We start from the raw sequence: 15,261 nt of genomic DNA on the forward strand, positions 1-15,261 counted from the left end.
CCTGACTCTCTACAAAGAACCCCCTAACCCTATCTTGTTCTGATTACCCATCTGGATACTGCATAAAGCTGGACTGATACTAAAGTTACAAGTGTAGGTTGCTAAAGATTCTTTTTGATAATTGAATACCCGAACATTGTAACCAAAGTTTCGTCCAGTGCTACCTAAACGATTCACAAAATCATAGCGCTGTACATAGTCTAATAAGCTCCAAATTTGCTGATTTACTATTAAATCTACTCGAGCAGGTTCTTTTGCAAAAGCAGGATATGCAATCCAATTATCCAATAGCTTTTCCTCAGAATTTTGTTGTGCCCACCAGAAACTAGGAACAGTTAATTGTGTTGGATTAATGGTGTTAGCTGTAATTACATAGTCTTTTGGATTGGTTAATAAATCTAGTTCTAAAGGCGCACTAGAAGGCGAGGGAATTGGGAGTGTTTGTGCTAGTAAAGGCGTGGTTAGTAAAGCAGTCAGGCTAATAGTTAGTAGTAATAAAAAAGATGTTTGGTGATGTCTCACGACAAGCCGCTTCTCTACGAGAGGCTTCTTCTGACAAAGACGCTTCGCGTAGCTTGCTTCTCGGTAGGAGTATGCCAAGGCGTCTGTGCAGAATTTAGGTATATCCATAAGTGATACTAATTCGTAATTCGTAATTCGTAATACTCGCCAGAGGCGAGTAGCAAGCTACGTAATTCATAATTAATGTGCGAATCAATATTCGCACAATTTAAATTTTAATAGCAACGATGCGAATTCTTCGATAGTCTGCCTGCCAAGTTCCCTGTTGATACAGTGTTGGCTTCAGATATTCCTCTACGACGCGAATTACTTGTATTTGTTGCTCATTAGGAAGTCCTGCTAAAAAACTGCTGGCGAACATCCGAATCCAGTTTGCCATCCCTGCTTCTCCCTGTGTTAAAGGAGTTGGACGAGCAAATAGGATGCTGTAGATGACATCAAAGCCTTGCTGTTCTAATAGGGTAGCGTACTCACCAATGCTGGGATAATACCAAGGATTCAGTGCTTGTGCGGAAATATTAATTGCTTCTAAGGCGTTGGATAAAGCTGTGACGATCGCCTGTATATTCCCCTTACCACCAAATTCTGCAACAAAACGCCCTCCAGGTTTTAGGGCTTGGCGTATGGAAGCGATCGCCCGATCTGCTGGTTTCACCCAATGCAATACAGCGTTGGAAAACACAGCATCAAACGGCTGCTCAATTTTAAAATTTGTCGCATCTGCAACATCAAAGCGGATATGGGGATAGTTTTCTTTTGCCTTTTCTATCATTGCGGGTGCGCTATCAATCCCCCAGACTTGAGCGCCAGTTTGGGCAATTTTGTCAGTGAGTTGTCCAGTCCCACAGCCAAGATCCAAAATCGATTCTCCTGGCTGGGGGTTGAGTAATTGCAACAAGTCTTCGCCATATTGCCAAACAAAGGCGTGTTTATCTTCATACAGAGATGTGTCCCAATTATTATTCAGTGTCGAAATCTTATTCATAAAACTGCGAAATTACAATGTGTTGATTTGTCAATCCTCAATTATGTGCTTGAGGTTGATGAGTGCCTAATCACTACAGTAGAAAAGATTTTTAATCATGTCCAATATATATTTTCACCCTAACTAATATTTTAAAGATATGAGTTCAGGTAACAGATGGAACTACGACACTTGCGCTACTTTATGATCTTGGCAGAGGAACTGCACTTTGGGCGGGCAGCAGAACGCTTACATATTGCCCAACCTCCCTTGAGTCAACAAATTCGGCAGCTAGAAGGGGAATTAGGTTTTGAACTGTTTCATCGCACGAAACGAAATGTGCAGTTAACAGAAGCGGGACAAGTGTTTCTCGGTGAAGTCCAGCAAATTTTCAGGCAATTACAACAAGCAATCCAAGTTGGGCAGCAAACCAGTCGGGGCGAAATTGGACAGTTAGTGGTTGGCTTTGTGAGTTCTGCTGCCTATAATATCTTGCCAACTATTCTGCGAACCTTTCGTAGTTTAGTTCCTGGTGTGAGCTTAGAATTACACGAACTAACTAMAGATCAACAGTTAGAGTGGTTGCCAGAAGGTCGAATGGATGTAGGGTTTGTGCGTCCACCTGTCGAAGAAAATAGATTTAGTTGGGAAATAATTTTTCAAGAGTCGCTAATGGTGGCATTACCTGAAGCACATTTGCTAGCTAATGAGTCTGATGTGTGTTTGACATCGCTTGCCAATGAACCGTTTATTTTATTTCCCAGGATATTAGCACCAGGACTTTACGACTTAATCATTAGTCTTTGCCAACAAGCAGGCTTTAGTCCCAATGTTGCCCAGGAAGCTATCCAGATGCAAACGATAGTTAGCCTAGTTGCAGCTGAGATGGGTGTGGCGATCGTGCCAGCATCTTTGCAAAATCTCCAACGAACTGGGGTAGTTTATAAAACTGTACAAGAATCTACACCAAAAGTGGGTATTGCGATGATTTTGCGAAAAAACGAGACATCCCCAACTGTGCTGAAGTTTGTGGAGATAGTCAGACAAGTTGCAAAGCAATTATGAACATAGGGTGTCTCGTTAAGAAATTCGATATAGTTTACTTTCTATCAGTCAACTTATCTAAGAAATCCATTTTCCCAGCAAAGTTGATAATATCTTGACCTATACGAAAATCTTTGTACTCAGCATTATTCAGAGCCATTTGATTACGAGTCAGAATAGAAGTAGGTATTGATTTCAATCCCAAATGACTGTACTTAATTTAGTACCCTGACTTATTGAAAAAGTCGGGGTTATGAGGGTCAAGTGAGTAATAGCAAGTAATTTTGCTAAACTCTGAATCATCATCAGGAGTAAGTGTAATGTTTCAAGCCTTACCGAAAACAATTACTTTTGAAGAATTCCTAAATTGGAAACCAGATGGCGGATGTTATGAACTACACGATGGGGTAATTGTTGAAATGCAGCCAGTAGGAGACCATGAAGAGATTAATGGTTTTTTAGCTAAAAAATTAAACGTCGAATTTGAACGGCTAAGTCTTCCATATCTCATACCCAAACAAGCATTAGTCAAAGTTCCTGATAAAGAATCAGGTTATTCGCCTGATGTTGTAGTGATAAATCAAAAGAATCTTTTGTCAGAACCAATGTGGAAAAAATCCTCAACGGTTATTCAAGCTGCATCGGTTCCCTTAGTTATTGAAGTTGTCAGTACTAATTGGAGGGATGATTATGCATCCAAGCTGGTTGACTACGAAACTTTTGGCGTTCCTGAATACTGGATTATTGATTATTTAGCTTTGGGCGGTAGAAGATATATAGGTAATCCCAAACAACCGACTATTTCCGTTTATTATTTGGTGGATGGAGAGTATCAAGTTAATCTGTTTCGGCATAATGACCAGATTATATCTCCTACATTTCCAGAATTAAACTTGACCGCTGAACAAATTTTTCAAGCTGGGCGTTTAGAAAATTAATTATGACCGCAATGCAGATACTCCCATTGGCCCACGAGTTACGCCCAATTGATTTTGCAACTTCAACTCTCGCCACAGTTGGGAACCTGTGATTTCACCTTGGAGTAGTTGACGATAGCAATGTATTGTTTTAGTCACTTGTTCTGCTTTCTCATTCACAAACTCAATCCGGAAGTGACGTAATCCCAGTTCTATGAGACGCTGTACATACTCGGCTCCCGTCTGAGCAGTACCGTTAAATACAGTATTACGACAGCCAACATCTGCTTTTAGAACGTGTTCGCTACCTACACGGTCTTTTAATTTCACTTCATGCTTTTCACAAGGTCGTCCACAGTTTGTGTAATCTGTTCCTGTTGAAAGAAAGGCACAAAATACACAATGTTCCATGTGAAACATCGGCATATGCTGATGAATTGTCACCTCAAACCACTGAGGTGGACAACTGGTGAGCAGGTCTTCAAGTTGGCTAATATTTAAGTCATAGGATGCTGTTAGCCGCTCCAAACTATAGCGCTGCTGAAAGTAGTCTGCCGTTAAAGAGTTGGCAACATTAAGCGAAAAATCTCCGATACAACGGTCTTGGGCAAAGAATTGCAATTGGTCATAGTTGCGTATCAGATATCCATCTGCCTTTGAAGCACGTACTTGCTGTAAAATCCAGTTTTCTCCCGGTTTAGTAATTCGGGGTGGTGCTACCCAAATAGTGGGGAGTAGGGATTGTTGTCTTTGTTGATGTACTAGCTGTACTGCTTCTCGGTAGGTGCGAGGGTCTTCAAATTCACAGTAAAGTGTCTCAATACCAGCTTTGAGGGCGGCTTGGAGTTGCTTGAAGTTTCGTACTAGAACTATGAGTGAAGGAGATGAGAGGGATAACGCAGATGAGGAGGGGAGTAAATCTTGGAAACAGATATTAGAACGTAATTCCCAACGCTTGGGTTGACTCCGCAATTCTTCCAACTGCGCCACTATATCTCGCCGCATCCGGTTTAACTCACTTACGGGCAGCATAACAGTATCACTCAGATGGTTGGTTAGCTCTCCCAAACAGAAAGGTGTATTACCGAGACGACCGAATTGTTCTTGCAAACGTTCTGTATCTAGCGGTTTGGTATGCGCCTCCACCAGTGAAATTGCAGACTCTACTTGTACAATATTACCGAGTTCATCGCTCGCGATCGCTATCAATGGCTGACCAACTTCTCCATAAATCTCCAAGTCAATCGGACGTTGGAATTGGGGATTTTCTCCAGCAAAACTCTGACGCAGTTGTTTATCGAGTTCCGGGTCACTAGTTTTCCAAACCTTATCGCCTACATGCACCCGACGTAAGTTCAAATCACTTCTACCAAACGTCAGCAGAGTTTCCTTACCTTTGGACACTACACCATAAACCCGACCGCCTTCTTCCTTCGCCTCTGGATGACCGTAGTCAAAAACAATTCCATCTCCCGGTTTGACGGGTGCTTCTAGTTTGACTGCTATCTGTTCATTGTGAATGCGAGTCACTTCACCGAGATAAACACCGCGTTTTTTACCAAAACGGGCATGAACTAATTGCTGATTATTAATCCCACCAAACCACCCTGTATACAGTCCACGAGAAAATGCCATCTCCAGGTTGTAGTGTTCTTGAGAAGCACAAATTTGTTGTACCACTTTCCCCGCGTCTAATTCCTCCATCACTCTATCCAAAGCTTGGCGATATACATGGGTAACATTAGCAACATACTCAGGGGCTTTCAAACGACCTTCAATCTTCAGACAAGTTACACCTGATTTCACTAAATCTGGCAGCACTTCTAATCCTGCTAGGTCTTGAGGACTGAGTAAGTATTTGCGTTCTTTTAAATTCACAACTTTCCCATCAGCGATTAACTCGTAGGGCATCCGGCAAGCTTGGGCACATTCACCTCGGTTAGCAGAACGTCCGCCTAAAGCCTCACTAGTCAAACACTGACCGGAATACGCCACGCACAAAGCACCGTGAACAAAAACCTCTAGGGGTAAGGAAGCATCTTGGTGGACAATCTGCTGCTGAATTTTATTGATTTCTTTGAGAGAACATTCACGCGCCAGCACCACCAATTGACAGCCGAGAGACTTGGCAAATTCCACTCCAGCCGCACTGGTAATCGTCATTTGGGTGGAAGCATGGATGGGCAAATCGGGCGAGAGGTGACGGATGAGACGGCATATACCAATATCTTGAACAATCACCGCATCTACACCTGCTGCAATAATTGTGCGGAGATATTGTTGCGCTTGTGCTAGTTCTTTAGGAAATATTAGTGTGTTGACAGTGACATAACCCTTTACGCCCCGACGGTGCAGAAATGTCATCAATTGGGGCAAGTCTGCCTCAGTAAAATTTTCTGCCCGCATTCTAGCGTTGAAGCGATTCAAACCGAAGTAAATCGCGTCTGCCCCATTTTCTACAGCAGCTTTCGCACATTCCCAGTTACCTGCTGGCGCAAGTAGTTCAGGACGTTGAAGAGAAGGTGGGGAAGAAGGGCGTAGCCCATCGGAGATATCGCTTTTCATTAGACTTGGGGTTAAGTAGCACCATAGTGATTTTATCGAAGTTATTGGGGGATGGTGGGGAAGGGAGGCGATCACTATAGTATGGTAATTCAATGGTCAGATGAAGATAATTGCTACTTAGTACACTTACCGGAATTCCCTTGGCAGCAATTCCATACTTATGGCAAGACTTATGAAGAAGCCGCTAAACACGGGCAAGAGGTGATTGAGTCTCTGATTGAATGGTATAAAGAGCAAGGAAAAGCTTTACCAGAGCCAATTACTTTTCCTCATAAACCATTAAAAGTAGCTTCAATCTTTTTAAGATGCTTTGCACAAGTAGGGTAATCGCACCTTACCCCAATCCCTCAATATCAGCACTTTCCCCTTCTGACTCTACAGGCTCAAACTTCACTTTGTTGTATAAATCTTGTAGAGAAATTTCAAATGGGACGGTTACAAGTGCGATCGCTTCATCTTCTTCGTCATATTCACGAAGCGTCCATTGCTTTTTCCCAGTTTGAGAAAATTGATCTACATGAATCCGAGTTTGGTCAATTAATAGATATTCTTGGAAGGTAGAAATTGTCCGGTAAGCCTCAAATTTATCTTCGCGATCATAGCCTTTGGTAGATTTTGATAAAACTTCCACAATAATCTGCGGATTGACAATTATATCGCTCCGGTTGTTGAAATACTCCGGTTCACCTGCCAGAATCATTACATCTGGATAGGTGTAGGTATGCTTTTGGTGTATCCACAGACGAACATCACTCATAAAAATCCGGTAATTCTGCTTTTTAAATGCAAAATTCAACTCAGTACTTAAGTTAAGTGCTATTTGATTGTGATTTATAGTTCCACGCACCATAGGAATTATTTGCCCGTCAATGTATTCACTTTTGTAATCAGCAGCTTCTTCTAGCTCTAAATATTCCTCTGGGGTATAGTATCGCTGTTGTATTATTTGCATAGTTCTATTGAGTAGTAATTTTTAATGGTATGAAGCGTCCGACACTAAAGAGATTTCACGCATCTTTACCGAACAGTTTAACGTGGTTAGATAGAGGTGTTATGTGCTTTGTACAAAGTGAGCGTAGGCGCAGCTATTTGGATTTATTAAAAAACTCGCTTCACAGATAAACGGTGTGAGGGCTGGTAGCCCCTTTTTCTATTGATAACCAGCTGCTTGTAACGAAAACAATTTAGCGTAACGTCCTCCTGCCTGTAATAATTCTTCGTGAGTTCCTTGTTCTATAACTTCGCCGTTTTCTATAACCAGGATTTTGTCAGCCATTCGTACTGTGGAGAAGCGATGGGAAATCAAAAGTACCATCTGATTTTGGGTAATAGCGCGAAAATGATTGAAAATCTCAAACTCAGCTTGGGCATCTATTGCTGATGTTGGTTCGTCTAACACCAAGATATCTGCTTGCGATCGCATAAAAGCACGAGACAAGGCAATTTTCTGCCACTGTCCTCCAGAAAGTTCTTGTCCTCCCTTAAACCAACGACCAAGTTGAGTCTGGAAGTTCTGGGGTAATTGGTCAATAAAAGATTGAGCCATGCCTTTTTCGGCAGCAGTTTGCCAACGGGTATTGCTTTCGAGATGTTCTACATCACCGACGCCAATATTCTCACCCACAGTGAACTGATAGCGGACAAAGTTCTGAAAAATCACACCAATGCGACGCCGCAGCACATCTGCGTCCCATTCCTGCAAGTCCAAACCATCTAAGAAAATTCGCCCCGAGTCAGGAGTGTAGAGTCGGGTAAGTAGTTTGATTAAAGTAGTCTTACCAGAACCGTTTTCGCCGACAATTGCTAGTTTCTCTCTAGGTTTTAAATGCAGCGAAATGTTTTTTAACGCTGGCTTGGAACTTCCTGGATAAGTAAATGAGACGTTCTCAAAACGAATACCATCTTGGGAATTTAAACCAATGGTTGCTTTACCCCAAGACTTTGGTACTTCTTCTTCCAAGAAATCATAGAGGTTTGATAGATATAAATTGTCCTCATACATCCCTCCAATAGAAGTAAGGGCATTGGAAAAAGTAGACTGTCCTTGGCGAAACACAGTCAGATACATTGTCATATCTCCCAAGGAAATCTTACCTAGCACTGTTTCCAGCACAATCCAAGCGTAAGCTAGGTAAAAAGCACCAGTACTGAGTAAACTTAGGAGATATCCCCACAATCCTCGCCGCAGAGTCAAATCCCGGTCTTCCTCATAAAGTAGATCGAATAGGTGGCGGTAACGTTCTAGTAGCATCTCTCCTAGCTGATAGAGTTTGACTTCTGTGACAAAATCTTCTCTTGCTAGCAGATTTTCTAGATAGTGCTGTTGACGAGTTTCTGGCGCACGCCAACTAAACAAGCGAAAGGCTTCTCCAGCAAACTTTGTTTCTGCAATAAATACAGGCATGGCTGCCAAAATCAGCACCACCACTGCCCAAACGGAGAAATTTACTAGCAAAATACCGTAGGTGAATAGAGAAAGGGCACTTTGCACTAACCCAAAGGTGCGGTTTACTAAAGAAAGGGGACGAACCGATGCTTCTCGTCGGGCATTGGTCAATTTGTCATAAAATTCTGAGTCTTCAAACTGCCTAAGATCCAGTGTCAGCGCCTTTTCTAAAATTAGTACATTTACTCGTTGACCCAGTAGCGCCCGCAATAACGACTGACAAATGACGATTCCTCGCTGACTACCTGCTAGTAAAATTACAGCGATCGCTTCTAATCCTACATACAATAATGGGTGATAAATATTGACACTATTGCTGTTTGAATTAACTTGAGAGGCAAATACCACCGCATCAACAATCAACTTACCGAGGTAGGATATCGCCGCCGGTAAAAGACCAGCTACTAAAGTTAAACTAGCCAGAAAAATAGTCAGCGATCGGCTAGTAGTCCATACTAAGCTTACAGCCCGTCCACTATACCGGAAAACCTTCAGTGATTGGCGTAGAATACTTCTTTTTTTTTAATTTTCATCTTTCTTTGGACGAGATACCCCTGGTGCAGCGATTTTTTGTAACTCTATATTAATCTTAATAAATTTTACATCTTTATCCCCACAATCTCCTACCTGGTTTGCCATTTAATCTCTGGTGAGTATCTGCCAATAAAGCTGGAATATCTAATTTTTCTGGACATCTTGGTAAACAGTCGCCGCATTCTGTACAGCGGTTAGCTTTCATTCCGGGGAACCAGTGACCGGCATTTTCAAACATTCCGTAACGATATTGTCCATAGTCTGTCATCTCGTATGCTAATGCCAGGTTTCTTAACCGTAATATCTCTGGAATATTGATATTTTCTGGGCAAGGCAAACAAGCATAACATTGGCTACACTTATCGATTCCTAAAGCAATTTTTTGATGATTTTCTAATCGCTCAAATGCAAAAATTTCTTCTGGTGTGAGTTGATTATCTCGGTCAGCAACTTGCAAAGGTTCGATTAATTCTTCTGGATTGGCTGCCCCGATACTCAAAGTAGTAATACGGTTATCTGCTAGTAAAAATCGATAGTTTAATTCTAAGGGTGAATACGGCTGACACAGGTCTTTTAGAGTTTGGGGTGGTGTGTAGAGGCGTCCTCCCTTATCGGCAGGGGAAATAATGAAAATCCCCATATCCTTTTGGGCTGCTAGTTGAATTGCTGAGGCGTGGCGTTGGAAAAAATAGTAATAATGCAGATTAACAAATTCAAAAAAATCTGTATTTATAGCTGCCTGAATTAGCTCTAACGAGCCGTGGGTGGAAAAACCAACGTGTCGCACTCGACCATCAGCAACAGCTTCTTCTACAGCTTGCATACAACCATTTTTGGCTTGCACCCACTCTAAATGTTGCCAAGTGTTCAAGCCATGAATGCCTAAGCAATCTAGATAATCTATTTGTAATTGTTCTAACGATTCATCGATGCACCGACGCATGGTGTCAACATCTKCTGTGGCTGGAATTTTGGTAGTGAAGTGCAGCCTTGTTCGGGGTACTGATAGACCAGCTTTTAGTGCCTGACCAAGATATTCCTGACTTTTGCCGTAACCTCTGGCAGTTTCTAGATGATTAATTCCTAAGGCTAAGGCTTGTTCGATGGTTTGCTGAGCATTTTCAAAATCAGCTAGGTAGCGCATTGTTCCTAAGGAAAAAACCGAGAGGCGTAAATTTGTTTTCCCAAAGCGTCGGTATTGCATCATCAACAGAGTTAGAAGTTTGGAGACGCGATTAATCGCGTCTGTACAAGAGTTAGGAGTTGAATCAAAATAACTCTTAACTCATAACTTAGCTGTCGCCATTACCAAAGCGCTTGATCAAATCCTCAGGACGAAGATTGGAAATAAATTCACGGAAGGCTTGCTGTTCGGCTTCATCTGCATCGCGGTCAACAGGAATAGAAGCATCAGCGATGACTTCTTCCATTACCCAAATTGGGGTATTTGTACGCAGCGCAATGGCGATCGCATCGCTAGGACGGGCGTCAATTTCCTTTTTGACCTCGCCTTGCTGGACAATTAAGGCTGCATAAAATGTATCCTTTTGCAGGGAATGAATAATCACCTTCTCTAGAGTCATGTTCCAAGTCTCTAGAAGATTCACCATCAAATCGTGGGTTAAGGGTCTAGGAGGCTTCTGATTCTCCAGTGCGCCCATAATTGCCCTGGCTTGTTCTTGACCAATATAAATTGGCAAAGCCCGCCGATCAGAAGAATCTTTCAAAAGGACGATCGGGCTACGGGTTATGGCATCTAATGCTATGCCAGCGACTTTCATTTCAATCATTGGCTAAGCCTCTACAATTTGTTGAGAGCTTTGGATGCTGTGTAACAAATAGTACCCTTTTTTGGGTGGTTTGGCGACAGTAATAAACATAAGCATTCGTTCTCTATAATTGCTTCTATTAAACTCCGAACTTGTGGTGAACACCAGAGTAAATCAAATGGGTCTACTTAAACAATAAGCTTCTTACCCAAGTATGCCTTGTGAAGGATGCTAATGTGTTAATATTCCTTATATAAAAAAAAGTCAGAAAATATACTAAGATATTCACAATCTTTGTGACAATTACTAATTAATTTCAGTCAAAATTAGGCAATAAATAGAGTTAGTTTGGCAAAAAAGTCGTGTTTACAGGATTAATCCAAGCATTAGGAACGATGAAACCCTTAGGGGGCGATTCTTGGCAAATTACTTGTGTTAGCCAGTCAATTGAAGTCATGATGCAAGATTTGGCTTATGGTGACAGTGTGGCGGTAGATGGCGTTTGTTTGACAGTAGAAAAAGTTTTAAAAGATGGGTTTATCGCCACTGCTTCACCGGAAACGCTGCGCCGCACCACTTTAGGAGGTGAGCAAACCCAGCAGAAATATGTCAATTTAGAAGCGTCGCTCAAAGTTGGCAGCAAAGTGGGCGGTCATTTTGTCATGGGTCACGTAGACGGCATCGGACGATTGCTAGTGGCAGAACAAACGGCTAGTTCTTGGGAAATGACTTTTAGTGCATCAGAGGCGATCGCACGCTACATTGTCCCCAAAGGTAGCATTGCCGTCAATGGCATCAGCCTKACAGTAGCCGCATATGAGCCAGAATTTTCGCAATTTAAGGTGGCTGTTATCCCCCTTACTTATGCTGAGACAAATCTTCGTTATTTGGCTGCTGGTAGTTTAGTAAATCTAGAAGGAGATATTCTTGGCAAATATGTGGAAAAATTCTTCCATTCAGGCAAGCCACACACCACAGACCCTGATAACAATAGTATAAACGACATTACACCCGCATTCTTAGTAGAACACGGGTATTTGTAATTTAAAAATGGGGAATGGCGCATTAGCCAAACAGGGAGTTAGGAATTCTCTCTCCCTCATCTCTCCCAGTCCCTAGTTAACTTCCTGGTTGCTGGCTGACCTGAGCAGTCTGCAAGCTTCGGACTAACTGGCTGAGGGCGCTTTGTAAATCCGCGCCTGGGTCAGCAGCAACCCACCCGTTCGGTGTTAAGTGGCGGACTTCAAAGTGCAGGTGAGGCCCTGTAGAGTTCCCTGTACTCCCAACTCGCCCGATCATAGTCCCTGCTTGTACCCATTGACCGGGTTGAACAAAGATTTCTGACATGTGGCCGTAGAGAGTTTGCTCAGCAGATTTGTGATTAAGGATAACGGTTAAACCATAACCACCAACCCAGTTAGCAGTTTCTACGGTTCCAGGAGCAGCAGCCAAAACTGGTGTTCCCATAGGCGCACCCAAGTCTGTACCAGCATGAAAGCGTTGGTTACCTGTAATTGGATGAATTCGCCAACCAAACAAAGAAGTGATAGGAGCAGGAATCGACAGTGGATACATCATTCCTGTTCCACCATAGGCAATTGTGGGACTGTAGGGGATTTGTGGCAATACTGAGGCTAGTGAGAAGTCATAAGCTACGGTGCTGGGGCGAGGTGCAACGTTGCCATCTGCCATTGGTGGCGGTAAAGTACCACCGCTGGGTGCAATGGGAGTTGCACTCACCTTCGTAGTGCTGAATTCACTGGGGTTAGGAATAAACCGATTCGGGCGGAATGCAGTCTTGCTTTCACTGTTGGAAACACTTTGAACAGCACGCCACCTGCCATTGCTAGGAGCGGTTGCAACCTGTTGCACTGGTGAAACGACTGCCAACTCTGCGTTTTGACTTCTTCTGAGCCAACTAGGTGCTAATTTACCATTAGAATTAGCTACACGCCCAGCTGGGGGCACTTTAGCGCAAACCCCACCAGATACGCCTTGTCCTGAAGGCAAAATGGCTCGGCAACCACTAGAGCGTTCTGTGAGGATTACGGAATTTGGTGCTTGATAAGTGCCTGTTGCGCCGATATCATAACTATTGGGGTCAATATAGGCGTTATTATAATCCTTAGTTTTCTGTGTCGCTGCCCTAACAGTAGTGTTTGAGTTATTTGCTGGTTGAGCAACTTCCGGGAGTTTTTCAGGTAAGGAGCGGGCAGGAGTATTAGGTTTTTGCTGTCTCACCCTTGCAGGAGCAATTTGAGAAGTTTCTGACTTGGGGTTTGACTGTCTGATAATTACAACAGGTTTAGCAGCTTCAATGGGTGTAGACTGCTTGATTGGCTCTTTTGATTGAGCAACTTCTGGCTTGTTGCGTAATCTCTGTTTGAGTCTGGCTCGCCGTTGAGCAAAATCTGACTGTGTTTGAGCTACTTCAGGAGTAACAGTCTGTTTTTTCGCTGGATTTATAACTACTGTTGGCTGGGAACTTTCAACAGTAGGAACGATATTGTCTATTTGTGTTTCCGTTTGAGCAGACACGAAGCCGCCGCTCAGGAGACTGATGCTGCTTAGCCAACAGAGACTCTGTGCTGGTAGCGTCGAGGCAAAACGTTTTTTTGTCACATCTCGCTGCCATAAGTAGTGCAAACGATGATGGGCAGAATTTTTGCGCTGCGTCATTTGTTCTCTCAGTTGTGTGTAATTAGCCTAAAGAGATGATGCTAGTAGTTTGTCTTGTCCAAAGAGCTATATTTTAGACAAACCTCAAATTTAAACGGAAGATTTATGGTATCCCAAACTGATTGTACCGGGTTGAATATAAATTTCCGGTGTGATTAGTTCTTTTGTGCCATAAGTTTCTAAATCAACTCGTAAATTTCCTTGAGGAGTCACCCCGACTATAGTACCCGAAAGATTATTGACGTACACCTTATCGCCCATGTTTGTAAGCAAGTCTAAATAGCGAGACAAGAGTATACTTATTCCTTCTTGGAAAAGGCACAGCATACCGGATTCTATTCCCAGTAAAACTGTAGAGGTGAGCATTTCCAAACAATAAATTGGTCTGGAATTTTGGGAAGCTTGCCACGATTCCAGATTAATTCCAGTTTCTGGTACTGGGTTTGCCCAGTTAATACCAACACCAATTATTGCTTGCGTAATTTGTCCTTTGTTTACTTTGGTTTCTGTCAAAATGCCGCCTAGCTTGCGACCATTTAAAATTAAATCATTGGGCCATTTTATCCCAACATTTACGTTATGCTGGCGCAATTGAGACGCTATTCCCCAAGCACTAGCAAAAGTTAACTGGTAACTGTCGGTAGCTGCTATTTTTTGGTCGAAAGAAATTGCTAGCGAAAGATACAATCCCCCAGTAGGAGAAATCCATTGGCGTCCCCATTGTCCCCGTCCAGCAGTCTGTGAAGTTGCAATTACTACTGTTCCCGAATTAGCCCCAAGGCTTAACATGTCCCAAAGGGTTTGGTTGGTTGAAGAGACGCTTTCAAAAAAATGCAGATCGAATGGTAAATATGGATGTTTACGTGCCGCTTTTAAAGCTGCTTCTAAATTTTGCAAATCAAATACCACAGCAGTTAACCCAAATAGCGTTGTTCAAGTTAGCATTAATTGGCTGATGAGTAGATTTTCTGTTTAGGTTTGGTTAACGATGCACACATGGTACTGGTGTAATTGGGAAGGACTGCCCTATCTGAGGTGTAGTATTCTGGATTGGGATCACGGTTTCTTTACCCAGCAGTTTTGGCCGCGATCGCCACAAGATCTCACACTAGTACTCCAACCGGAGGCATCAGTCTATCGTTTAAAGCAGGTACATGGCAATACTGTTCTCACCCCCCAAGAAATTGCTAAGAGTACTCTTGAGGATGGTTTAGCATCCGCAGATGGTTTAATTAGCGAACAGCCGCTACAAGCTATCTGGGTCGCTAGTGCAGATTGTACGCCCGTGCTGATTGGGGATGTGAAAACCGGACAAGTGGCAGCAGTACACGCTGGATGGCGGGGTACTGCCAAGAAGATTGTCCCCCAAGCGATCGCTCGATTACAATCCCAAGGCAGTCAACTCGATGATTTACGTGTGGCGATGGGGCCGGCGATCGCTGGTGAAGTTTACCAGGTTTCTGTTGATGTAGCTGCCGAAATCGGAGCCAGTATCATACCACATAATGAAGAACAAAAAATTGTCCAAGCATTACATCAGCTACCCAATTCACCTTTATTAGCAGACCCCAATCCAGAAAAGGTCAGGCTAGATGTCCGGCGGATAAATGCTTTACAACTAGAAAGTTTGGGAATTAGTGGAGAACAAATTGCGATCGCTCCTTATTGTACTTTCCAAACTCCAGAGCATTTCTTTTCTTACCGCCGCGAACAAGAGAAAAAAGTCCAGTGGTCAGGGATTGTCAGTGCTAAAACTAGTCAATAGCCTATATTTTTATCAATCGAGTAAAGCTGCAACAGGAAATAAAATTTCTTGACTTT

General features: G+C 42.8%; 14 protein-coding genes. 5 read left to right on the forward strand and 9 right to left on the reverse strand.

What is annotated here, in order from left to right; genetic code table 11:
- Positions 1-9: 9 nt before the first annotated feature.
- On the reverse strand, positions 10-522 hold the full coding sequence (locus FCR06_RS20435; protein WP_138503154.1) for a hypothetical protein: 513 nt from the start codon (positions 520-522) through the stop codon (positions 10-12).
- A gap of 208 nt (positions 523-730) precedes the next feature.
- Entirely contained in the window at positions 731-1,507 is a 777-nt protein-coding gene (locus FCR06_RS20440) for a class I SAM-dependent methyltransferase (RefSeq protein ID WP_138502973.1), read from the reverse strand.
- A gap of 156 nt (positions 1,508-1,663) precedes the next feature.
- Between FCR06_RS20440 and FCR06_RS20445 the strand changes: the two genes are divergently transcribed.
- Together FCR06_RS20445 and FCR06_RS20450 are read left to right on the forward strand one after the other, a co-directional pair.
- Positions 1,664-2,551: a LysR family transcriptional regulator gene (locus tag FCR06_RS20445; protein WP_138502974.1), complete on the forward strand. Its 888-nt coding sequence runs from the start codon at positions 1,664-1,666 to the stop codon at positions 2,549-2,551.
- A 299-nt stretch (positions 2,552-2,850) separates the two neighbouring features.
- A complete protein-coding gene (locus tag FCR06_RS20450; protein ID WP_138502976.1) occupies positions 2,851-3,468 on the forward strand; it encodes a Uma2 family endonuclease in 618 nt (205 codons plus the stop codon).
- Here FCR06_RS20450 and FCR06_RS20455 read toward each other — a convergent pair whose 3' ends face one another.
- Entirely contained in the window at positions 3,469-6,012 is a 2,544-nt protein-coding gene (locus tag FCR06_RS20455; RefSeq protein WP_138502978.1) for a U32 family peptidase, read from the reverse strand.
- A gap of 51 nt (positions 6,013-6,063) precedes the next feature.
- On the opposite strand from FCR06_RS20455, the gene FCR06_RS20460 reads away from it, so the two are divergent.
- A complete protein-coding gene (locus FCR06_RS20460) occupies positions 6,064-6,339 on the forward strand; it encodes a type II toxin-antitoxin system HicB family antitoxin (protein ID WP_138502980.1) in 276 nt (91 codons plus the stop codon).
- Between the two features lie 7 nt (positions 6,340-6,346).
- On the opposite strand, the gene FCR06_RS20465 is transcribed toward FCR06_RS20460, so the two are convergent.
- The 4 genes from FCR06_RS20465 to FCR06_RS20480 all read right to left on the reverse strand — a co-directional run bounded on the left by FCR06_RS20465 (position 6,347) and on the right by FCR06_RS20480 (position 10,782).
- Positions 6,347-6,964 (reverse strand): Uma2 family endonuclease, encoded by a 618-nt coding sequence (locus tag FCR06_RS20465; protein WP_138502982.1) that lies wholly within the window; start codon positions 6,962-6,964, stop codon positions 6,347-6,349.
- Between the two features lie 198 nt (positions 6,965-7,162).
- Positions 7,163-8,968, reverse strand: coding sequence for an ABC transporter ATP-binding protein (locus FCR06_RS20470; protein WP_138502984.1), 1,806 nt, complete (start codon positions 8,966-8,968; stop codon positions 7,163-7,165).
- Positions 8,969-9,065: 97 nt separating this feature from the next.
- The gene (locus FCR06_RS20475) at positions 9,066-10,196 is read right to left on the reverse strand and encodes an aldo/keto reductase (RefSeq protein ID WP_138503156.1); all 1,131 of its coding nucleotides are present in this window, start codon (positions 10,194-10,196) and stop codon (positions 9,066-9,068) included.
- 88 nt (positions 10,197-10,284) lie between these two features.
- On the reverse strand, positions 10,285-10,782 hold the full coding sequence (locus tag FCR06_RS20480; RefSeq protein WP_138502986.1) for a bifunctional nuclease family protein: 498 nt from the start codon (positions 10,780-10,782) through the stop codon (positions 10,285-10,287).
- 341 nt (positions 10,783-11,123) lie between these two features.
- Between FCR06_RS20480 and FCR06_RS20485 the strand changes: the two genes are divergently transcribed.
- On the forward strand, positions 11,124-11,804 hold the full coding sequence (locus FCR06_RS20485; protein WP_138502988.1) for a riboflavin synthase: 681 nt from the start codon (positions 11,124-11,126) through the stop codon (positions 11,802-11,804).
- A 76-nt stretch (positions 11,805-11,880) separates the two neighbouring features.
- On the opposite strand, the gene FCR06_RS20490 is transcribed toward FCR06_RS20485, so the two are convergent.
- Both FCR06_RS20490 and FCR06_RS20495 read right to left on the reverse strand, forming a co-directional pair.
- Positions 11,881-13,440 carry a M23 family metallopeptidase gene (locus FCR06_RS20490; RefSeq protein ID WP_138502990.1) on the reverse strand — a complete coding sequence of 520 codons (1,560 nt, stop codon included), beginning with the start codon at positions 13,438-13,440 and terminating at the stop codon, positions 11,881-11,883.
- 90 nt (positions 13,441-13,530) lie between these two features.
- On the reverse strand, positions 13,531-14,349 hold the full coding sequence (locus FCR06_RS20495; RefSeq protein ID WP_138502992.1) for a biotin--[acetyl-CoA-carboxylase] ligase: 819 nt from the start codon (positions 14,347-14,349) through the stop codon (positions 13,531-13,533).
- A gap of 79 nt (positions 14,350-14,428) precedes the next feature.
- Between FCR06_RS20495 and pgeF the strand changes: the two genes are divergently transcribed.
- Entirely contained in the window at positions 14,429-15,205 is a 777-nt protein-coding gene (gene pgeF, locus FCR06_RS20500) for a peptidoglycan editing factor PgeF (protein WP_138502994.1), read from the forward strand.
- Positions 15,206-15,261 lie beyond the last annotated feature (56 nt).

This window comes from Nostoc sp. PA-18-2419, from assembly GCF_005869855.1.
Taxonomy (GTDB): domain Bacteria; phylum Cyanobacteriota; class Cyanobacteriia; order Cyanobacteriales; family Nostocaceae; genus Nostoc.